The organism is Qipengyuania pelagi (genome assembly GCF_009827295.1).
Taxonomy (GTDB): Bacteria; Pseudomonadota; Alphaproteobacteria; order Sphingomonadales; family Sphingomonadaceae; genus Qipengyuania; species Qipengyuania pelagi.
In genome coordinates, this window is the sequence record NZ_WTYD01000001.1 from 667,287 (window position 1) to 688,956 (window position 21,670).

Below are 21,670 nucleotides of genomic sequence, written 5' to 3' on the forward strand. Positions count from 1 at the left end.
TGACGGCGTCGCTACTCCCTTTCGCAGCCTGTCCTTCCCCATCCGCTATGCGTGCGCTCTCCCACGCCGCAGATGCGTTGCCATTGCCGGGCGAGTGCTGCTAATCCATGGGCTTAAGGCCCCGATATGGGGTCAGGGGAGATACCATTGAAACGGATCGTTACGCTGTGCGCCATGCTAGTGGCCTCGCCTGCCGCTGCGCAGGGGATCGAGCAGACCAAGGGCTCGTTCGAAGACAAGTTCCGCCAGCTCGACGAAGTGCTGCCGACGGCCAATGTCTATCGCAACGCCTCTGGCGCGCCGGGCCATCAATATTGGCAGCAGGAAGCCGATTACACGATCGAGACGACGCTGGACGAGGACCGCCGCCGGTCGAGTTCGCGCGCCACGATCCGCTACACCAACAATTCGCCTGACTCGCTACCCTGGCTGTGGATGCAGCTCGACCAGAACATCTTCCGCAACGATTCCATGGCCGAACTGACCGACGATTTCGGCGGGGCGGGGCGGCGCGGTCCGGCGGTGAGCAATGCCAGCGGCAGCCAGCCCGCGCGCCTGTCGCTGGAGGAACTGCGCCGCCAGCAGACGATGGAGGACAATCAATTCGGCTACGACATCCGCTCGCTGCGACTGGTCGGCGGCGGCGAGCTGAAGCGCACGGTCGTAGGCACGCTGATGCGGATCGATCTGCCGGTGGCGCTCGCGCCGGGGCAGAGCGTCGAATTCACGATCGAATGGGATTTCAACATCGTCGAGGAAAACGCGGTCTATGCGCGATCGGGCTACGAACACTTCCCCGACGATCCGCGCCCCGGCGGCAACGACATCTTCCTGATGGCGCAGTGGTTTCCGCGAATGGTCGCCTATTCGGACTATGAAGGCTGGCACAACAAGGAGTTCCTGGGCCGGGGCGAGTTCACGCTGGAATTCGGCGATTACGATGTTTCGATCACCGTGCCGGACGATCACATCGTGTCGTCGACCGGCGTGTTGCAGAACCCCACGCAGGTCCTGACCGCCCAACAGATCCAGCGTCTGGAGCGGGCGCGCACTGCTGATGCGCCGGTCTTCATCGTCACCCCGCAGGAAGCCGAAGCGAACGAGCGCAGCGGCGCATCGGGCATGAAGACCTGGCGCTATTCCGCGCAGAACGTGCGCGATTTCGCCTGGGCGTCGAGCCGCAAATTCGCCTGGGATGCGCAGGGCCATAACCAGCCCGGTGCCGAGAACGAGACCGTGATGGCGATGTCCTTCTACCCCAAGGAAGGCGGCGAGCTGTGGCAGAAATATTCGACCGCAGCCGTCGTCCACACGATGGAGGTCTATTCGCGCTTCAGCTTCGACTATCCCTATCCCACCGCGCAAAGCGTCAACGGGCCGGTGGGCGGGATGGAATATCCCATGATCACCTTCAACGGGCCGCGCACCAATCTCAACGACGATGGGACGCGCACCTATTCGCTGTCGGAAAAGATGTTCCTGCTCGGCGTCGTTATCCACGAGATCGGGCACATCTATTTCCCGATGACGGTCAATTCGGACGAGCGGCAGTGGACCTGGATGGACGAGGGGATCAACTCCTTCCTCGATTCTATCGCGGGCTATGAATTCGATCCGACCCTGCCGTGGAGCGGGGGCATCCCGCGCGACGTGATCTCCTACATGATCTCGGACAATCAGGTGCCGATCATGACGCATTCGGATTCGGTGCTGAATATCGGCCCCAACGCCTATACCAAGCCGTCCGCCGCCTATCACATCCTGCGCGACACGGTGATCGGGCGCGAACGGTTCGATTTCGCGCTCAAGGAATATGCGCGCCGCTGGAAGTTCAAACGGCCCACGCCCGCCGATTTCTTCCGCACGATCGAGGAAGCCTCGGGCACGGATCTCGACTGGTTCTGGCGCGGCTGGTTCTACACCACCGACCACGTCGATATCGCGCTCGATTCGATCTACAAGCTGCGCATCGATACCAAAAATCCCGATATCGACCTGCGCCGCCGCCGCGAGGAGCTGGCGAACGAGCCCAAGCGCATCGGCGTTACGCTGAACGAGGAACAGGACCTGCCGATCTGGGTGCTGGAAAATCCCGGTGTCCGCGATTTCTACGACGAGAACGACCAGTTCACCGTCACGCCCAAGGACCGGAAGGATTACCGCTCCTTCCTCGACGGTCTGGAGCCATGGGAGCGGGCCACCTTCGATCGCGCGATCAGGGAGGACCGCAATTATTACGTCCTCAACTTCTCGAACAAGGGCGGGCTGGTGATGCCGATCATCCTTGGCCTGACCTTCAGCGATGGCAGCACGGAACGGATGAACATTCCGGCGGAGATCTGGCGCCGCGATTCCCGTTCGGTTACCAAACTGCTGCATTTCCCCAAGGGCAAGGAACTGACCGAAGTGGTGGTCGACCCCAATTGGGAAACGGCGGATGCGGATATCGAGAACAATTATTACCCGCGCCGCATCATCCCGAGCCGGATCGAGGCGTTCAAATCCGAAGGATCGACCTCGCGCCAGGGCCGTGATCTGATGCGGGAGGCGAGCGAGTGATTTCGCGCTCGCTCGCTCGAGTGCTGCTGGCGCTGACGGTGCTTTTCGCCGCCGTGCCAACCGCGGCGCATCAGCAGAAGCTCGCCATCTCCACCGTGTCGGTCAATCCGCGCACCGATAGGGTGGAGATCGTCCATCAGGTGCCCTTGCACGATGCCGAACACGCGCTGCGCCATGGCGGGGTGCATTCGCCCGATATCGTCAGCAGTCCCGAGAGCCGCGAGGCCTTTGCCGATTACGTGACGACGCGTTTTCCCGTCCGCATCGGTGACCAGTTCGCCAAGCTGACGTTCGTGGGCAGCGAGGTGAAGGGCGGGAGCCTATGGGTCTATCAGGAAATGCCGATACCGGCGCCCTCGCAGACCGTCTCGATCAACTCGCAGATCCTGACCGAAGTCTGGGCGCGACAGGAAAACCGCGTCAATCTGGGCGGCGGCACCGATGTGAGGACGCTGATCTTCCGCGCCGGTGACGGGTTCAAGGAGGCGGAGCTGCGGCGCTGATACGCGGCGCAGCTCGACCTCAGATCGCCTGTCTGACCCGTAGCGTCGCTAGCGCCGCCACGCCCAGCGCGCCCGCCGCGAACAGCATGGTCCAGATCGGCTCGCCGGGGAAGAGCAGCTTCATCAGCGATCCCATCACCGTCGCCACCAAAAGCTGGGGGACGACGATGAAGATGTTGAAGAGGCCCATATAGATGCCGAGCTTCGCCTGCGGGAGGTTGGAGGCGAGGATGGCGTAGGGCATGGCGAGGATGCTGGCCCAGGCGATCCCGATCCCGATTTCGGCGACGAGCAGGATCTGGGCGTCGCGCACCACGAAGAACATCAGGAACCCGACCGCGCCGAGCGCAAGGCAGATCGCGTGCGTCACGACCTGTCCGAACCGGCGGCTGAGCCAGGGGAGCAGCGCCAGCGCCGCCACCGCCGCGACGCCGTTATAGACCGTGAAGAGGACGTTCACCCAATTCGCGCCATCATTATACGCCGCGCTCGCCGTGTCGGTGCTGCCGAAGACGTATTGGGTCACGACCGGCGTGGTGTTGATCCACATGATGAACAGGGCGGACCAGCTGAAGAACTGGACCAGCGCGAGCCGTTTCATCACGTCCGGCATTCCGGCGAAATCGCCCACTATGCTGGACAGCATATTAGTGGTGCGGCCCTTCTTGGCGAGCGCGATGGCGGCGGCGCTGAGCAGGCCGTAGGCGGCGAGCAGGGCGCCGAGCAGCAGCACCTCCTTCTCCAGCGCCAGCGCATCCACGGCCAGCACGACGATGAGGCCCAGCGCGACCCAGACCGCGCTCGACAGATAGGATTTGCTCGCCAGTGCGCGGACCGGTTGCACACTGTCCACCGCAGCCGCCTCGCCCGCGAAGGAAGCCTGTTCTTCGGGGCTGTATTCGCGCGTCGTCACGATGGTCCAGAGCACCGCCAGGAACAGGGCAGCGCCGCCGAACCAGAAGCTGAAGCGAACCGTATCGGGCAGGGCGCCCGGCGCGGCGACATTGCTGATCCCGAGATGTTCGAGCAGCCAGGGGAAGATCGATCCGACCACCGCGCCCGCGCCGATAAAGGCGGTCTGCACCGAATAGCCGACGCTGTGCTGGTCCGTCCGCAGCATATCGCCGACGAAGGCGCGGAAGGGCTCCATCGAGACGTTGAGCGAGGCGTCGAGGACCCACAGCATGGCGGCGGCGAACAGCAGCGGCGCGCCGAAAGAGGGGCTGAGCGGCATCAACAGCAGCGCCAGCGCGGCGAAGATGGCGCCGGTGAGGAAATAGGGGCGACGGCGCCCCAAGCGGTTCCACGTCTTGTCCGACAGATGGCCGATGATCGGCTGCACGATCAGCCCGGTGAGCGGCGCCGCGACCCACAGAGCGGGCAAGTCGTCCATGCTGGCGCCCAGCGTCTGGAAGACCCGGCTCATATTCGCATTCTGCAACGCGAAGCCGATCTGGATGCCGAAGAAGCCGAAGCTGATGTTGAACAGGCCCCAGAAACCCTGGCGCGGCTTTTCGATAAGGGCGGCTGTTGTCATCGCTTTATTCCTCGTCCGTATCCGGCAGGTCTTTTCGCCCGCTCGGAACCGATCCGCGCTCGCACGAAGCGGCGGGTCTCACAAGGCTGCATACGAATGTGGCGTCAGGGCGCGGCCCCGTTCGTCGCACCGGTCGCGGGCGCGCTGGACCCTCTCACGATCAACCGTCCCGCCAGTCTGCGTGGCGGAAGATCGCGCCCTTCGATCTGGGCAAGCAGGGTTTCGACCAGCGCCTGGCCCGCCCCACCGATATCCTGCATCACGGTGGTCAGCGGCGGTGTTGTCAGGCTGGCTGCCGGAATGTCGTCGAACCCGACCACTGCGATATCGTCGGGCACCAGGCGGCCCGCCTCTTTCAAAGCCCGCATCGCGCCGATGGCGATAAGGTCGCTCGCGGCGAAGATCGCGTCGAAACGCGCGCCCGAGGCGATGAGGGATTGCGTGGCCCGATGCCCGGCCTCCTCGGTCGTGATCGCGTCGTACTGAAGGTCCGGGTCGGGTTCGATTCCCGCCACCCCGAGCGCCTCGCACAAGCCCAGATAGCGCCCGCGAAATTCGGGATAATGCTCGTCCGCATGACCTAGGAAGGCGATATCGCGCCGCCCGCTGTCCGTCAGATGCGTCCCGGCCAGAAACCCGGCGGCGTGATTGTCGGTCCCCACCGTCACCCCGCTCGCATCGCTCGACACAGATCCCCAGCGCGCAAAATGCGTCCCCTGCCGCTCCAGCTGGTCGAGCCGCTCGCGATAGAGGGTGTAGTCGCCATAGCCCAGCAGGATCAGCCCGTCCGCGCGGTGGCTGTCCTGATAGCGGACGTGCCAGTCGTCCTCCATCTTCTGGAACGAGATCAGGAGGTCGAGCCCCCGGTCCGCGCAGGCGCGGGTGATCGACCCGAGCATCGCAAGGAAGAAGGGATTGATCATGCTCTCGTCGGGCGTGGGGTCCTCGAAGAAGAGGAGCGCGATCGTGTTCGAGCGTTGCGAGCGGAGCGAACTGGCGTTCTTGTCGACGGTGTAATTGAGTTCGGCGGCGATCGCTTCGATCCGGGCGCGGGTCTTGGCGCTGACCGATTTGTCTCCCCGCAGGGCCCGGCTGACGGTCGGTTGCGACACGCCCGCGCGATAGGCGATATCGAAACTCGTCGGCCTCCCGCTCGGCGTGCGTCCCATGCCTCTCTCCCGATTGCAAAAGCGGCGTGTTTCCGCGCTTCCCGCAAGCTGGTGCCACGCTAAGCCGCAGCGGCGGTTATGGCAATGCGGGCTGGCCGAAAGGGTAGTGCAATCGCGCAACAGCGATGCCTCGATGCATCGCATCACATACGTATGCTGTCTTCCGCAGCAGAGGAAACCGAGCCTATCCGTAAAGGGAAGGGCGGAGAATCCGACAATCGGAAGCCGCCCTAACCAAAGGATTCCCGGTCCATGGCGGGCTGGTTCTGGAGAGGGTAGAAAAATGGCTTTTCGCGACACGCTTCGCAGCGGGATCAGCATTTCCGCATTCACCGCAACCCTGGCGCTGGCCGGCGGCCTGCTTCCCTCCGTCGCGATGGCGCAGGGTAGCCAGCAGACCACGCCCGAACAGGTCGACGAAGGCCAGCCGGTCACCGATCCCGATGCCGCTGCGGACGATGTCATCATCGTGACGGGCTTTCGTGCCAGCCTGGAAAGCGCGGTGGCGGAAAAGAAGCTGTCCGACCAGATCGTGGAATCGGTCACGGCGGAAGATATCGGCAAGCTGCCTGACGCCTCGATCGGGGAATCGATCGCGCGCCTTCCCGGCCTTACCGCGCAGCGCCTGAACGGGCGCGCCAATGTGGTCGCGATCCGCGGCTTCGGCCCGGATTTCTCCCAGACGCTGCTGAACGGCCGCGAACAGACGACCACGAGCGACAACCGCTCGGTCGAGCTGGACCAGTATCCGTCTGAAATCGTCAATCAGGTCGTCGTCTACAAATCGCCCACCGCCTCGCTGGTCGGGCAGGGCCTCGTCGGCACGATCGATATCCGCACCATCCGCCCGCTCGAAACCGGCAAGCAGATCATCGCCGTCGGCGCGCGCGGCTCGTGGGCCGATATCGGCGCGCTCAACGCCGGTTCGCGCGAATACGGCTATCGCGTCAACGGCACCTTCGTCGACCAGTTCGCCGACGACACGATCGGCATCTCGCTTGCTGCATCCTATGTGGACGAGCCCTACCAGCTTCAGGAATTCAACGCCTGGGGTTATGCCGGAACGCAGGTGAACGGGCAGGACGCGGCGCTGATCGGCGGGTCGAAATCCTATGTCACCTCGACGCGCCTGAAGCGGCTCGGCGTCAACGGCACGCTGCAATGGCAGCCGATGCCGCAGCTGACCCTCACCGTCGACGGGTTCTATTCCAATTTCGACGACGACCAGTCCAAGCGCGGCATCGAACTCCCGCTCGGCTTCGGCGCGTTCGGGACGACCTTCAATCCGGCCAATTTCACGGTGGAGGACGGGCTCGTCACTTCGGGCCAGTTCGACAATGTGCGCGGCGTGATCCGCAACGACGTGTTCCAGCGCAAGGCGGACCTCTATTCGGGCGGCTTCAACGCGCTGTGGGATGGTGACGACGGCTGGACCGCCTTCTTCGACTTCGGCTATTCGCGCACCGATCGCAACGAATTGAGCCTGGAAAGCTATTCCGGCACCGGCTTCAACGGAGACGATACGGGGCGCGGCTCGGCGGCGACGATCGGCTTCACCTCGGGCGACAAGGGCACCGTCTTCAACCCCTCGCTCGATTACAGCGATCCGGCGCGCATCTTCCTCACCGACCCGCTCGGCTGGGGCGGCGGCGCGATCCCGCAGGCGGGTTATTCGAACAACCGCATCATCGAGGACGAGCTGTTCCAGTTCCGCGGCGAAGTCGAAAAGGAATTCGACGGCGGCTTCCTGCGGAGCGTGCAGTTCGGCATGAACTACACGACCCGCGAAAAGAGCCTGACGCCGGACGAGGCGTTCGTGCGCCTTCCGAACGGCGCGACCGAGGTGGCGATCCCGTCGCAATTCCTGCTGCGTTCGACCGACCTTACCTATCTCGGCCTCGGCCCCATCGTCAGCTACGATCCGCGCGAGCTGATCGCGGCAGGCATCCTCGTGCTCGAACCGCGCGTCGCGACCGGGCCGAATGCCGCCAATGACGTTTTGAGCAAGAGCTACACGGTCAATGAAGACCTGATGACGCTCTATCTCCAGGCGAATATCGAGCAGGAACTGGCGAACGGCGTGCTGACCGGCAATGTGGGCGTGCAGGGGATCAATACGGTCCAGAATTCGACCGGCTTCATCTTCCCGGCTGCCGGCCCGCAGCGCCTGACCTTGGGTGACGATTACTGGGACGTGCTGCCGAGCGCGAACCTGTCCTTGCGCCTCAACAGCGACTGGGTGTTCCGCGTCGCGGCGGCGCGCGAGATCATGCGGCCCCGATTGGACGACACGCGCCTTTCGATCGGTTACGGGATCGATAATTCGGTGCCCGGCGGGATCATTCGCGGCGGTGGCGGCAACCCCTATCTGCGGCCCTATCGCGCCAATGCCATCGATTTCAACATCGAGAAATATTTCGGCACCGGCGGGGTCGTCGCGCTCCAGCTGTTCTACAAGGACATCAAGAGCTACGTCTTCAACGGCCGCTTCGCCTTCGATTATTCGTCCTTCCCGCCCCCCACTGGAAGCGCGGCCTATCCCAACCTGTCGCCGATCGGCACGCTGGATGCGCCGATCAACACCGGCGGCGGCGATCTCTATGGTGCGGAACTGGCGGTGACGCTTCCCTTCGACACCTTCAGCGAGGCGCTGGAAGGCTTTGGTATCACGGGCGGTGCCAGCTACACCAAGACCAAGATCGAGGATGCGAACGGGAACGAGACGCAGATCCCCGGCTATTCGAAATGGGTCGTCAACGGGACAGCCTATTTCGAACGGGCAGGGTTCAACACCCGCGTCAGCGCCCGCTATCGTTCGACCTTCCTCGGGGACTTCACCGGCTTCGGCGGATCGCCGGTGCGGCGCACCGCGCTGGACGAGACGATCATCGATGCGCAGATCGGCTACGATTTCCAGGATGGCACCGCGCTGGAAGGGCTCTCGCTCTACCTCCAGGGCCAGAACCTGACCGATCAGCCCTTCGTCTCGACCGGGGCGGAGCGCAACCAGGTGATCGACTATCAGCTCTATGGGCGTCGCTTCCTCGCGGGTTTCACCTACAAGTTCTGATGCGGACGGCGGGGCAGCGGACCTTGAGACAGGGTCCGTCGCCCCGCCGCTTCGGTCTGCCCCACCATGGCCCCGCCGATGACGGCGAGCGCCGAAGGAGGTAGCGCCATGACCGTGATGCAGCAAAGCCAACGGGACACGGCTCCCCTTTCGATCGCCATCGCGGGCGGCGGCACGGCCGGCTGGATGGCGGCGGCGGCCCTGTCGAGGCTGACCGGATGCCGCGTTACGCTGGTCGAATCCGACGCGATCGGCACGGTTGGCGTGGGCGAGGCGACGATCCCGCAGATCCGCCTGTTCAACCGCAGCCTCGGCATCGACGAGAGCGAGTTCCTGCGCGAGACGAGAGGCACGTTCAAGCTCGGCATCGAGTTCGCCGGATGGCGCAAGCCGGGCGAGAGTTACATGCACGCGTTCGGCAATCTGGGGCGCGGGGCGGGGCTGTTGCCGTTCCACCAGCTCTGGCTGCGCGGGCGTGAGTTGGGAGTGGCGGGCGATCTTTCCGCCTATTCGCTCAACGAAGTAGCGGCACGCGCGGGCCGGATGGAGATGTGGCCGACGGGGCAGGGGCCGGACTTGCCATGGGCCTATCATTTCGACGCCTCGCTCTATGCCGCTTTCCTGCGCCGCTTCGCCGAAGCGCGCGGCGCGGTACGGGTCGAAGGACGCATCGCCTCGGTCGATCGTGATACGGATAGCGGCGATATTCAGTCGCTTGCGCTCGATAGTGGAGAGCGGATCGAGGCGGATTTCTTCCTCGATTGCACCGGATTTCGCGCGCTCCTAAGTGGGGCCAGTGCCGATTTCGAGGACTGGAGCCACTGGCTCCCCTGCGATCGCGCGATCGCGCTGCCCTCTGCGGGTGACGGCGAACCAGTTCCCTTTACGCGCGCCACCGCGCACACGGCCGGGTGGCAATGGCGGATTCCCTTGCAGCACCGCACGGGCAACGGCCTCGTCTATTGCAGCGAATACCTTTCCGACGATGAGGCCGAAGCGACCCTGCGCGCCCATCTTGATGGCGAGGCGCTTGGTGAGCCAAACCGGTTGCGGTTCACGACGGGAATGCGCGGCGCGCCCTGGAGCGGCAATTGCCTCGCTCTGGGTCTTGCCGCAGGCTTCCTCGAGCCGCTGGAATCGACCAGCATCCATCTGATCCAGTCGGGCATCGCGCGCTTTCTCGCCATGCTGCCGCGCCGGGGCGCCACGCATGTGATGGCGGAGGAGTTCAACCGCCAGAGCCGCTTCGAATGGGAAAGCGTTCGCGATTTCCTGATCCTGCATTACGCCGCCAACGAACGGCACGGCGAAGCGTTCTGGGACCGGTGCCGTACCATGACCCTGCCCGACAGCCTTTCCGCGCGGCTCGACCTGTTCCGCGCGACGGGATATCTTCACCGCGAGCACGAGGAATTGTTCACCGAGCCCGGCTGGGTGCAGGTTCTGGTGGGGCAGGGCATCCTGCCGCACGATACCCATCCCAATGCCGACGCGCTCGACCCGTCGGGGCTCGCCCGGCTTCTCGGCGAGATCGAAAGCGGCATCGCCTCGCTGGTCGATCGAATGCCGACCCACGCCGAATTCCTGCGTCGCCATTGCGCGCCGCAAGCCAGTTCCCGCCCCGCCGCCATGATGGAGACGGCCCGATGAAGACCTTCGCCCTGACTCTCGCCGCCGCTTTGCTTGCCAGCGGTCCCGTCCTCGCCAAGCCGAGCGAGCCGGAAAGCTTCCGCGCACGCGGGGTGGAGGACGAGGTGATCTATTTCGTCCTCCCCGATCGCTTCGCCAATGGCGACAGCACGAACGATCTCGGCGGCTATCCCGAAGATCGGCTCGTCAGCGGATTCGACCCGACCCACAAGGGCTTCTATCACGGCGGCGACCTCAAAGGGCTGACCGAGAAGCTCGACTATATCCAGGGCATGGGCGTCACCGCGATCTGGTTCGCGCCGATTTTCAAGAACAAGCCGGTGCAGGGCGATCCCGGCAATCCGGGCAGCTTCAGCGCGGGCTATCACGGATATTGGGTGACCGATTTCACCCAGGTCGATCCCCATTTCGGTACCAATGAAGAATTCGAAGCCTTTGTCGACGCGGCCCATGCGCGGGGGATGAAGGTCTATATGGACATCATCGCCAACCACACCGCCGACGTGATCCGCTTCGCGGAGAACGAATACGAATATCGCAGCAAGGGCGATTATCCCTATTCGACCAGAGGCGGCCCGGGCGGCGCCCCGATCAACGAGGGGTTCGATCCCAAAAATCCGAGCGCGGAAAACTGGGCACGCCTGACCGACCCGAATTACGCCTATACCCCCATGGTCCCCGAAGCCGAGCGCGACGTTAAGGTCCCCGCTTGGCTCAACGATCCGATCTATTACCACAATCGCGGTGACAGCTTCTGGGTCGGCGAGAGCAGCGTCTATGGCGATTTCGTCGGGCTGGACGATCTCTTCACCGAACATCCGCGCGTCGTTTCGGGAATGATCGACATCTTCGGGGACTGGATCGACCGGTATGGGATCGACGGATTTCGGATCGACACCGCCAAGCACGTGAACCCCGAATTCTGGCAGGCCTTCGTGCCCGCCATGCTCGAACGGGCCGAGGCGAAGGGCATCCCCAATTTCCACATTTTCGGCGAGATCGCCTACCAAACGCCCGATGCGGTCACGGCGGCGCGGGTGATGGCCGAAGCGCAGCTGCCCTATGCGCTCGACATGGGCTTCGCCAAGGCGGCGCAGCTGGTTGCGAGCGGGAAGGAGGCGCCGCAGGTGATGGCCGATTTCCTGGTGCAGGACGTGATCTATCCCGGCGGCGCGAAGACCGCGACGGGCCTGCCGACCTTCCTCGGCAATCACGATTTCGGACGTTTCCCGATGTTCCTGCGCGAATATGCGGAAACCGAGGATCGCGACGAATTGCTGGCGCGCACCAGACTGGGCCACGCGATGATGTTCGCGCTGCGCGGCGTGCCGACGGTCTATTACGGGGACGAGCAGGGCTTCATCTCGGACGGAAACGACCAGCTCGCGCGCGAGGATATGTTCGAAAGCCGGGTCGATGCCTATAACGATAACGCGCTGCTCGGCACCGATGCGACGACCGCGGGCGACAATTTCGACATCGCCCATCCGCTCTACGTCCTGATCGGGGAACTGACGGCGATGCGCACCGGCTCGCCTGCCTTGCGGCGCGGGCTGACCACAGTGCGCGGGTTCGACCATGAAGGGCCGGGCCTGCTGGCGGTCGAGCGCCATGACGAAGAAAGCGGCCAGCGCGTATTGGCGGCGTTCAACACGTCCGATCAGGCGATCACGCGCGATATCGAGGTGGATTACGGCGCCCGCATGCTCACGTCCCTGTCAGGCGAATGTCCCGCCACGCCGACCGCACCCGGCAGCGTGCAGCTGACCATCCCCGCCTTCGGCTGGGCGGTCTGCGAATTGGGAGCTGACTGATGGCGAGCCTGAGCAAGCCCGCACGCGCACCGCACCCCGACCCGGCGGTCGAATGGTGGCGCGGCGCGGCGATCTACCAGATCTATCCGCGCAGCTTCATGGATGCGAATGGCGACGGGATCGGCGACCTTCCGGGTATCACCCGGCGGCTCGACCATGTCGCCTCGCTCGGCGTCGATGCGATCTGGATCTCGCCGTTCTTCACCAGTCCGATGAAGGATTTCGGCTACGACGTCAGCGATTATCGCGATGTCGATCCGATCTTCGGCACGCTCACCGATTTCGACGCGCTGGTCGCCCGCGCGCACGAACTCGGCCTCAAGGTCCTGATTGACCAGGTCTATTCGCACACTTCGGACGAGCACGCCTGGTTCGTCGAAAGCCGCGCCAGTCGCGATAACGCGAAGGCGGACTGGTATGTCTGGGCCGATGCCAAGCCCGACGGCACGCCGCCGTCCAACTGGCAATCGGTGTTCGGCGGCCCGGCCTGGACCTGGGATGCGCGGCGCGGGCAATATTACCTGCACAATTTCCTCAGCTGCCAGCCGCAGCTGAACGGGCATAACCCTCACGTGCAGGAGGCGCTGCTTGGCGTGGCGCGGTTCTGGCTGGATCGGGGCGTCGACGGATTCCGCATCGATGCGCTGAATTTCGCGATGCACGATCCGCAATTGCGCGACAATCCGCCCGCCCCGCCGACCGATCGTGCGCGCACGCGGCCGTTCGATTTCCAGCGCAAGATCCACAACATGTCGCATCCCGACATTCCCGGTTTCATCGAGCGCATCCGCGCGGTGACCGACGAGTACGAGGCCGTCTTCACCGTGGCCGAAGTCGGCGGGGACGAGGCCGAGGCGGAGATGAAAACCTTTACCCACGGCAATACCCGCCTGAACTCCGCCTACGGGTTCAATTTCCTCTATGCCGATCGCCTGACCCCCGGACTGGTCTGTGCCGCTTTGGCCGAATGGCCCGACGAGGACGGCGTGGGCTGGCCGAGCTGGGCGTTCGAGAACCACGATGCGCCGCGCGCCGTCTCGCGCTGGTGCGCGCCCGAAGATCGCGATGCCTTCGCGCGGATGAAACTGCTGCTGCTGGCGAGCCTCAGGGGCAATATCATCCTCTATCAGGGCGAGGAACTTGGCCTGACGCAGGTCGATATCCCGTTCGAGCAATTGCAGGACCCCGAAGCGATCGCGAACTGGCCGCTGACCCTGTCGCGCGACGGCGCGCGCACGCCAATGCCGTGGAAGAGCAGGGGGCAGAGCGAGGGAGAGGGCGGCTTCGGGTCTGAAACGCCCTGGCTTCCGCTCGGTGAGGAAAACCTTGCGCGTTCGGTCGAACGTCAGGACGCCGATCCGGCTTCGCTGCTGTCGCTCACCCGCGAGGTGATCGCGCTGCGCACATCCTCACCCGCTTTGCGGCACGGTTCCGCCACCTGCCATGCCGATGGCGCGCTATTGCGCCTCGATCGCGTGAGCGAGGGCGAGCGGATCGTCTGCCTGTTCAATCTTTCGCCCGATCCCCTTCACGATATCCCCATTCCCCAAGGAGAAACCCTATGCAGCGTCAATTCGGTCATGTCCGACAGTCTCGGACCCTACGGCGCGCTGGTGGTGCGGGTCTGATGCGCGCCGGACTGAAAGGAGCCCTGTGCGCGCTCCTCGCCTCGACCGCGCTTCCCGCCTGGGCCGCCGATGTCGCTTCGCCCGACGGGCGCACGGTGGTGACGCTTGATGTCGATGGCGATGGAGTGCCGTTCTACCGCGTCGTGCGCGACGGCAAGCCGCTGATTGCCGACAGCGACCTTGGTTTCCTGTTCACCGACGCCCAGCCGATGCGGCGCAATTTCAAGGTCGAGAGCGAAACCCGCGCCGCCCATGACGATACCTGGGAACAGCCCTGGGGCGAACGCCGCTTCGTGCGCGATCACCATAACGAACTGGCCGTCACCTTTCGAGAGGGGCGTCAGAACAGCAATCGCGCGCTGACGGTGCGGATGCGCGTGTTCGATGACGGGATCGGCTTCCGCTATGAATTTCCCGACAGCGATGTGATGCCGGTCGCCAATATCGCCGAGGAACTGACCGAATTCGCCATTGCGCCAGAAGCCGCGAAGGATGGGAAGGCGTGGTGGATTCCGGGCGGCGATTTCAACCGCTACGAATATCTCTACAACGAAACCCCCATCGACGGAGTCACCACCGCGCACACGCCGATCACCATGCGGCTGGCGGACGGAACCCATCTCGCGTTCCATGAGGCGGCGCTGGTCGATTATTCGGGCATGTGGCTGCGGCGGATGGAAGGATCGCGCTTCCGCGCCTCGCTCGCGCCTTCGAGCCGCGGAGCGAAGGTGGTGCGCGAAGGCGCCTTCACCACGCCTTGGCGCACGATCCGCATCAGCGACGGGCCTGCGGGACTCGTCGAAAGCGACATCGATCTGAACCTCAACGAACCGAACAAGCTGGGCGATGTCAGCTGGGTGGAGCCGGGCAAGTATATCGGCATCTGGTGGGGCATGATCTCCAATCGCTGGACCTGGGGAACGAGCGACCGCCACGGCGCGACGACCGAGCGCACGAAGGAGTATATCGACTTCGCGGCGAAGCACGGGTTCCGCGGCGTGCTGGTGGAAGGCTGGAATGTCGGCTGGGATGGCGACTGGTTCAACAATGGCCGCGAATTCAGCTTCACCCAGAACTATCCCGATTTCGACCTGCGCGAGGTGACGGATTATGCCCGGTCGAAAGGTGTCCGCCTGATCGGGCATCACGAGACCAGCGGCAATATCGCCAATTACGAAGCCCAGCTCGAAGATGCGCTCGATCTCTACAAGGAACTGGGCGTCGACTGGATCAAGACCGGATATGTCGCCGATGCGGGCGGGATCGTGTCCTGCAATGCCGACATCGCCGACCCTTGCGATCCCGAGACCGAGATCTTCGAATGGCATGATGGCCAGCGCCAGGTGCAGCATCACCTGAAGGTCGTTCAGGAAGCGGCGAAGCGCGGTATCGCGATCAATCCGCACGAACCGGTCAAGGATACCGGCCTCCGCCGCACCTATCCCAACTGGGTCGCGCGCGAGGGCGCGCGGGGGCAGGAATACAATGCCTGGAATGCCTATGGCAGCGGCGTCGAACACGATCCGACGCTGGTCTACACCCGGATGCTGTCGGGGCCGATGGATTACACGCCCGGCGTGCTCGGGCTGGTCGGAGACAATGATTATCCGTTCTCGTCCACGCTCGCCAAGCAATTGGGCCTCTATCTCGCGATCTATTCGCCGATCCAGATGGCGGCCGATTTCATCGAAAGCCTCGATGCGCATCCGCGTGAGCTTGAATTCATCAAGGCGGTCCCCGCCGACTGGTCGGAAAGCCATCTGATCGACGGTGCGGTGGGCGATTACGCCATCTTCGCGCGCAAGGGACGCGACAGCGACGACTGGTATGTCGGCGGGGTCAACGATGCGACCGAACGCACGCTGACGCTCGATTTCGACTTTCTCGACGCTGGCGCGACCTATACCGCCAAGGTCTGGAAGGACGGACCGGAGGCGACCTATCTGACCGATAAGCGCCACGATATCGCTTACGATACCGTCACGGTGACAAAGGGCGACAGCTACACCGTCCGTCTGGCACCGGGCGGCGGAGTGGCGATCCAGCTCAAGCCCCGCTGATGGGGGAGGGGCGCCCACCCCATATTGTCGTGCTCGGTGGGGGCAGCGCAGGGTGGATCACAGCCTGCCTGCTCCACCAGCGCTGGGCTGCGCGCGGCGGCACGGTGACGGTCGTCGAAAGTCCGGCGATCGGGATCATCGGCGTGGGCGAGGGATCGACGCCGCAATTGAAGGCGATGTTCGACCAGCTCGGCATCGCCGAGGCCGATTGGATGCCCGCCTGCGATGCGACCTACAAGCTCGGTATCCGCTTTGCCGGGTGGAGCGAGCAGGCGGGGTTCGACAGCTATTTCCATCCGTTCCCCGGTCCGGTGGATCTCCACACCGAGCCGCATTTCGTCCGCAATTGCCTGCTCGCGCGCCAGGGCTTCGATGTTCCCGCGCATCCCGACCCCTGGTTCCTCGCGACCCGGCTGGCCGGGGAAGGGCGCGCGCCTCATGCTACGGAGAATTTCCCCTTCGCGCCGAGCTATGGCTATCATTTCGATGCCCACAAATTGGGCGCGTTCCTGCGCGATTGGGCCGTGGCCAAGGGCGTGGTGCACCGCCCCCTCAAGGTCGAGCGGGTCGAGCTTTCCCAGACCGGCGACGTCGCCGCGCTGCTTTGCGAGAATGGGGAGCGGATCGCGGGCGATCTCTTCGTCGACTGTTCGGGCTTTCGCGGGATGATCGCGCAGCAGGCGCTGGGCGTTCCGTTCGAAAGCTTCGCCGACAACCTGTTCAACGATCGCGCGGTCGTCCTGCCCACCGCGCATTGCGGCAGGGCTCTGCCGCAAACGGACGCCACCGCGATGACGGCGGGCTGGCGCTGGACGATCCCGCTGACGACGCGCATCGGCAATGGCTATGTCTATTCCTCGCGCCATATCGCGGATGACGCGGCGGAGGCGGAATTGCGCGCCGCATTGGGCCATCCCGAAGGCGAGGCGCGCAGACTGGAAATGAAGGTCGGCCGCGTCAGCGCAACGTGGCACCGCAACTGCCTCGCGGCGGGACTTGCGCAGGGGTTTCTCGAACCGCTCGAGGCGACCGCGCTCCACATCGTCATCGCCACAGCGCTTGAATTCGCGCAGGCCTTCGAAGCGGGAGATTTCACCGCCCGCCATCGCGATGCCTTCAATGCTTCCGTCGCGGCGCGATACGAAGGCGTGCGCGACTACATCGTGGCGCACTACCGGCTCAACCGGCGCACCGACACCGAATACTGGAAGGAGAACGCGGCGAACGCCCATCTGTCTGACGGGCTCAAGGCGATGATGACGGCCTGGTTCCGCCGCGAGGATATCGCGGCGGCAAACGAGGCGGCCTATAACGGCAAGGGCTATTACGCGTCCGCCAGCTGGCACTGCCTGTTCGCAGGATATGGGACTTTCCCGGCCCGCTCGACGCAGTCCGCGCAAAGGGCGGCTCCATCTTCGGGTAATTTGGAAGGCGTCACGGCGATGCTCGATGCCTGCCGCCTGAATTTCGCACCCTACGCGATCGGAGCGGAACAGCAGGCGAGTTAGTCGGCCATGTCCTTGGTCGCCAGCATGACATCCGTCGTCCCTTCACGCTGCATCTGGCGGTGGAGAACATCGGCCGCCCGCATCGCGATGGACGGATTGGGAAAATCGAACACATCGGCCACGCTGACACGCACTTCGCACAAGCCGATAAATTCGCGTGAGAATTTATCGTGAAAGCGGACCGTTGCCAGTTCATCGATCCCTTGCTGAAGCGACTCGATCAACGCGCTGGGCGTTTTGCCACGCGAAACAATCACGAACTCGTAATCCTTTCGCGCCGAATGGCAGTTGCCACCGGTCGATTTGTTCAGGAGCGCGGCGATGCGTTCCAACAGGCGCTGCGCGGTTTCCCTCCCGTGCTTTGCAATGATCTGCGGGATCCGATTGACCGAACATACCGCCACGCACATCGGATCGAGATCCCGCCGGGCCTTTTTGAAATTGTCTTCGAGGACATCTTCGAAGGACGCGCGGTCAGGTATCGGCAGAACGATGGCGGGGGCCGCATCCTCCGGCTCTTCATCGGTTTCGTCGTCGTAAAGGTCTTCGTCATCGTCATCGAATCTGCGGAGCTTGCGCGGTGACAGGGCGCCGCGCGGCGGATCATCTGCGCTGTCGTATTCCTCGATGTTCAAATTCGGTTGAGAGGGAGGCTGGGCTTGGGATTGGGCCTTGCGGCTCTGCCATTCGAGAAACGCCTTCACGAGCGCGTCCATGGTCAGGTCGCCGCCGGCATCGCTGACGAGTTCGGCGATTTCGAGCATCGCTTTCTGGATCGATTCTCTCTTGTCGATGTTCTCGCCACGCGCCCGACCGGCGCCGGGCGCGATCGACTGGTTCGCTTCCCCGTAATATCCCATAATGCACCCTCGAATTTACCGGTGGGTGAGGTTGTCCGCTTCTAACCACACCCCGCGCCGATAAATGTTTCCCGCGAGATTTTTTTGGTGGAGAGGTTTGTCCTCTCTCAAGTGATCTTATTAGTGCACGAGCACCTTTAACTCAACGTAAATTGCGCGATAGGTGAATGGGTTATTCGATCAGCAAGCACCTTGCGGCGATATAAAACTAAAGGATCAACCGGGCGTCTGGCTCCCGATCAATCCTACATTTCCTCTTTCAGACCCGAACGGATCAGCCACCAATTCGGGAAATAGGCGGTGGCGAAGCCTGCCAGCATGGCGATCTGCATTGCCACCCAGAACACCGGACTGCCCGCATCCACCTTTCCCCCGAACATAGCGGGGAAAAGGACGAAATGCGCCAGACCCATGAAACCGTACATGCCGACCTGCCAACTGGTGAGCGAGAGCACGTCCGCCTTGGTGGCCGCCAGGATTCCCTCGCCGACCGAAAGGTCCCGCATCGGAGCGATGGCGAAATACTGGAACACGATGCCGATCAGCAGGGCGAAGACGTAGTCCATCGTCCATTGGGCGAAGATCTCGGTCTGGAAGATCGTCCCCATCCCGAAGAAGGCGAGCACGCCGGGTGCGACATGGGCGACATTCTCGCAGATCAGGTCGGCCAGGGAACAGCCCGCTCCGCAATGCAGCGTGCCCTTTGCCACCTTCGCCGCGTACGGCGTCTCGTCCGCCTCCATCCCGGCATAGCGATGGTAGAACCAGATCAGGAGCGGGCCCGCGAACAGGGCGCAGAGCGGCCAGACGAACCGCATCACCGCCATCTTGGGCGGCGTGCGTTTCATCTGCCAGGCCATATAGGCAGCACACAACACGCCCAGTATCAGCAGAGCGATCGCGCCGGCGTGAACCCCCTGCGGGATCGTTGCCGATGTCAAGCGGCCTCGATCCTGACCGGGACGGACTTCGATGCGGGAGTCTTCGACAGCTCGTCATGATGCGTGATCGGGACGAGCACGTTGCATTCGGGGTAATAGCCCGCGATCGTGCCGCGCGGCAGCTTGTAGGCGACCAGTTTCAGCCCGCCCAGATGGCGTTCGACTGTGTCACCGTCGTAATCGCTGACAAGGCGGACCGTATCGCCGTCCTTGAGACCGGCTTCGGCGATGTCGTCCGGGTTCATCAGCACCACGTCGCGCGTGCCCTCGATCCCGCGGAACCGATCGGAATAGCCGTAGATCGTGGTGTTGAACTGGTCGTTCGATCGCATCGTCAGCAGGCGATATCGCCCGGGCCTGTCCTCGAAACCGAGCGAAGTCAGCTGCGGCGGTGTGGTGATCACCGCCTTGCCGCTATCCGTCTTCCAGACCCGCTGTGCTGCCGGATTGCCGCGCCAGAAACCGCCGGCTTCGAACATGCGCTTGTTGAAATCGTGGAAGTCGTCGGGATAGGTCGCTTCGATCAGGTCGCGCACCAGCGCGTAATCGCCGGTCCATGCGTCCCATTTCAGCTTTGGATTGGGATCGAGCGTCGCCTTGGCGATGCCGGTGACGATGGCGAGTTCGCTCTTGAGATGTTCGGAAGCGGGCGGGCGGTGGCCGACCGATCCGTTGATCATCGAAAAGCTGTCCTCGCTGGTCACGGCCTGATTGCCGCTCGCCTGTTCGTCCACTTCGGACCGGCCGAGGCAGGGCAGGATATAGGCCTGCTTGCCCGGATAAAGATGGCTGCGGTTGAGCTTGGTGGACACCATCACGACGAGGTCCTGGCTCGCCCAGCCTTCCTCCATCCGCTTCTGGTCGGGCACGGCGCGCACCAGATTGCCGCCGAGCGAAATAAAGCCACGCACCTTGCGGTCGATCAGCCCCTGCACCGCATCGACGACATGCATCCCATCCTTCGTCGGCGGGTCGAAATCGAACAGCTCTTTCAGCTTGTCGAGCGGGACAAGATGCGCCTTTTCGGCGATGCCGACCGTGCGCTGCCCCTGCACGTTGGAATGGCCGCGCACCGGGCAGCAGCCGGTTCCGGGCCGTCCGATATTGCCCTTCAGCAGCAGGAGATTGACCAGCATCGCGATATTGAGCGCGCCGTGGGTGTGCTGGGTGAAGCCCATGCCGTAAACGCCGATCACCTTCTCGGCCTCGATATAGACCTGCGCCGCATCGCGCAGCGCGGCCTCGGTCAGCCCGCTGGCCTGTTCGATATCGGCCCATCGCGCATCGCGGCAGCACGCGATGAAGTCGTCGAAGCCCGTGGTGTGCTGCGCGATGAACTCATGGTCGATGACCTCGCGCGCGCCCGCTTTCTGGGCCTTGTCGTCGGCTTCGACCACCACTTTGCACAGGCCCAGGAGCGCCGCGACGTCTCCGCCCGATTTCACCTGGTGATACTGGTCGGAAATGATCGTTTCCTTGCCCGTCATCATCGCCAGCGGGTTCTGCGGGTCGACGAAGGAGACGAGGCCCTGTTCGATCACCGGATTGAAGGTGACGATCTTTCCGCCGCGCTCTTTCAGATCCTTGAGATTGTGCAGGAAGCGCGGGCTGTTGGTGCCGGGGTTCTGGCCGAAATAGAAATAGCACTCGGTCTCCGCGAGATCGTCGAACGTGACCGTGCCGACGGGCGATCCAATCACCTTGGTCAGGCCGACCGAGGTCGTCTCGTGGCACATATTGCTGCTCTGCGGCAGGTTGTTGTTGCCGTAGGCGCGCGCCAGCAGGGCGTAGAGATAGCTCGCCTCGAGACCCGCATGGCCGGATGCGTAGAAGACGACATCGTCACGCGGCAATTCGCGCAAGGTGGCGCCGATCTCGGCAAAGGCGTCGTCCCATTCGATCGCGACGTAGCGATCCGTTGCGGCATTGTATTTCATCGGGTGCGTCAGGCGGCCCGATTTCTCAAGCTCGTGGTCCGACCATTCGCGCAGCTGCGTCACCGTATGGCCGTCTTCGGCGAAGAATGCGGGCGTGCAGCGATCGCCGGTCAATTCCCACAAAGTGGCCTTGGCACCGTTCTCGCAAAATTCGAACGCGGAATAATTCGCAGGCTTCGGCCATGCGCAGGATACGCACATCACGCCCTTCGGCTTGTTCAGCCGCCGCAGACTTTCGAGAGCGCCGGGAGAGGCCGAGGTTTCGGCATAGATGCGGGCGATGCCCTTCATCGAACCCCAGCCACCGGCGGGGCCGGGCGAGTGGGGAAGGTCCTTGGCGTTGGTTTTCGAGTCTTCCGCCATGCTGCGCTCCCAATCGATAAAGTGTATCGAATGCGCCCCTTATCCACGCTTGGCAATGCCTTACCAAGGCT

General features: G+C 63.6%; 13 protein-coding genes. 8 read left to right on the forward strand and 5 right to left on the reverse strand.

What is annotated here, in order from left to right:
* Positions 1-147 precede the first annotated feature (147 nt).
* On the forward strand, positions 148-2,559 hold the full coding sequence (locus GRI47_RS03425) for a M1 family metallopeptidase (protein WP_202387164.1): 2,412 nt from the start codon (positions 148-150) through the stop codon (positions 2,557-2,559).
* Positions 2,556-3,062, forward strand: a complete 507-nt coding sequence (locus tag GRI47_RS03430) for a DUF6702 family protein (RefSeq protein WP_160659961.1) — start codon at positions 2,556-2,558, stop codon at positions 3,060-3,062. Before GRI47_RS03425 ends, GRI47_RS03430 begins: the two co-directional genes overlap by 4 nt.
* 19 nt (positions 3,063-3,081) lie before the next feature.
* On the opposite strand, the gene GRI47_RS03435 is transcribed toward GRI47_RS03430, so the two are convergent.
* Positions 3,082-4,599 (reverse strand): MFS transporter, encoded by a 1,518-nt coding sequence (locus GRI47_RS03435; RefSeq protein ID WP_160659962.1) that lies wholly within the window; start codon positions 4,597-4,599, stop codon positions 3,082-3,084.
* 104 nt (positions 4,600-4,703) lie between these two features.
* On the reverse strand, positions 4,704-5,768 hold the full coding sequence (locus tag GRI47_RS03440; protein ID WP_160659963.1) for a LacI family DNA-binding transcriptional regulator: 1,065 nt from the start codon (positions 5,766-5,768) through the stop codon (positions 4,704-4,706).
* 283 nt (positions 5,769-6,051) lie between these two features.
* Here GRI47_RS03440 and GRI47_RS03445 point away from each other — a divergent pair, with 283 nt between their 5' ends.
* The 6 genes from GRI47_RS03445 to GRI47_RS03470 all read left to right on the forward strand — a co-directional run bounded on the left by GRI47_RS03445 (position 6,052) and on the right by GRI47_RS03470 (position 17,498).
* Complete coding sequence (locus GRI47_RS03445) at positions 6,052-8,838, forward strand: TonB-dependent receptor (protein ID WP_160659964.1); 2,787 nt, start codon at positions 6,052-6,054, stop codon at positions 8,836-8,838.
* Positions 8,839-8,946: 108 nt separating this feature from the next.
* Positions 8,947-10,488: a tryptophan halogenase family protein gene (locus GRI47_RS03450; protein ID WP_160659965.1), complete on the forward strand. Its 1,542-nt coding sequence runs from the start codon at positions 8,947-8,949 to the stop codon at positions 10,486-10,488.
* Positions 10,485-12,302 (forward strand): alpha-amylase family glycosyl hydrolase, encoded by a 1,818-nt coding sequence (locus GRI47_RS03455; protein ID WP_160659966.1) that lies wholly within the window; start codon positions 10,485-10,487, stop codon positions 12,300-12,302. The genes GRI47_RS03450 and GRI47_RS03455 overlap by 4 nt, the downstream gene beginning before the upstream one ends.
* Positions 12,302-13,930, forward strand: coding sequence for an alpha-glucosidase (locus tag GRI47_RS03460; protein WP_160659967.1), 1,629 nt, complete (start codon positions 12,302-12,304; stop codon positions 13,928-13,930). The genes GRI47_RS03455 and GRI47_RS03460 overlap by 1 nt, the downstream gene beginning before the upstream one ends.
* Positions 13,930-15,990, forward strand: a complete 2,061-nt coding sequence (locus GRI47_RS03465) for a glycoside hydrolase family 97 protein (RefSeq protein WP_160661285.1) — start codon at positions 13,930-13,932, stop codon at positions 15,988-15,990. The genes GRI47_RS03460 and GRI47_RS03465 overlap by 1 nt, the downstream gene beginning before the upstream one ends.
* Entirely contained in the window at positions 15,990-17,498 is a 1,509-nt protein-coding gene (locus GRI47_RS03470) for a tryptophan halogenase family protein (RefSeq protein WP_160659968.1), read from the forward strand. Before GRI47_RS03465 ends, GRI47_RS03470 begins: the two co-directional genes overlap by 1 nt.
* On the opposite strand, the gene GRI47_RS03475 is transcribed toward GRI47_RS03470, so the two are convergent.
* From GRI47_RS03475 to GRI47_RS03485, 3 genes are all read right to left on the reverse strand, one after another.
* On the reverse strand, positions 17,495-18,262 hold the full coding sequence (locus GRI47_RS03475) for a diguanylate cyclase domain-containing protein (protein WP_160659969.1): 768 nt from the start codon (positions 18,260-18,262) through the stop codon (positions 17,495-17,497). The two genes, GRI47_RS03470 and GRI47_RS03475, sit on opposite strands and share 4 nt — an antisense overlap.
* Positions 18,263-18,603: 341 nt before the next feature.
* A complete protein-coding gene (locus GRI47_RS03480) occupies positions 18,604-19,299 on the reverse strand; it encodes a DUF4396 domain-containing protein (protein ID WP_160659970.1) in 696 nt (231 codons plus the stop codon).
* Positions 19,296-21,599: an FdhF/YdeP family oxidoreductase gene (locus GRI47_RS03485; RefSeq protein ID WP_160659971.1), complete on the reverse strand. Its 2,304-nt coding sequence runs from the start codon at positions 21,597-21,599 to the stop codon at positions 19,296-19,298. The genes GRI47_RS03480 and GRI47_RS03485 overlap by 4 nt, the downstream gene beginning before the upstream one ends.
* Positions 21,600-21,670 lie beyond the last annotated feature (71 nt).

Excerpts from the sequence above, each read along its gene's own strand:
- GRI47_RS03435 (WP_160659962.1), bottom strand. The coding sequence starts at position 4,599 with ATGACAACAGCCGCCCTTATCGAAAAGCCGCGCCAGGGTTTCTGGGGC.
- GRI47_RS03440 (WP_160659963.1), bottom strand. The coding sequence starts at position 5,768 with ATGGGACGCACGCCGAGCGGGAGGCCGACGAGTTTCGATATCGCCTAT.
- GRI47_RS03445 (WP_160659964.1), top strand. The coding sequence starts at position 6,052 with ATGGCTTTTCGCGACACGCTTCGCAGCGGGATCAGCATTTCCGCATTC.
- GRI47_RS03450 (WP_160659965.1), top strand. The coding sequence starts at position 8,947 with ATGACCGTGATGCAGCAAAGCCAACGGGACACGGCTCCCCTTTCGATC.
- GRI47_RS03455 (WP_160659966.1), top strand. The coding sequence starts at position 10,485 with ATGAAGACCTTCGCCCTGACTCTCGCCGCCGCTTTGCTTGCCAGCGGT.
- GRI47_RS03460 (WP_160659967.1), top strand. The coding sequence starts at position 12,302 with ATGGCGAGCCTGAGCAAGCCCGCACGCGCACCGCACCCCGACCCGGCG.
- GRI47_RS03465 (WP_160661285.1), top strand. The coding sequence starts at position 13,930 with ATGCGCGCCGGACTGAAAGGAGCCCTGTGCGCGCTCCTCGCCTCGACC.
- GRI47_RS03470 (WP_160659968.1), top strand. The coding sequence starts at position 15,990 with ATGGGGGAGGGGCGCCCACCCCATATTGTCGTGCTCGGTGGGGGCAGC.
- GRI47_RS03475 (WP_160659969.1), bottom strand. The coding sequence starts at position 18,262 with ATGCTCGAAATCGCCGAACTCGTCAGCGATGCCGGCGGCGACCTGACC.
- GRI47_RS03485 (WP_160659971.1), bottom strand. The coding sequence starts at position 21,599 with ATGGCGGAAGACTCGAAAACCAACGCCAAGGACCTTCCCCACTCGCCC.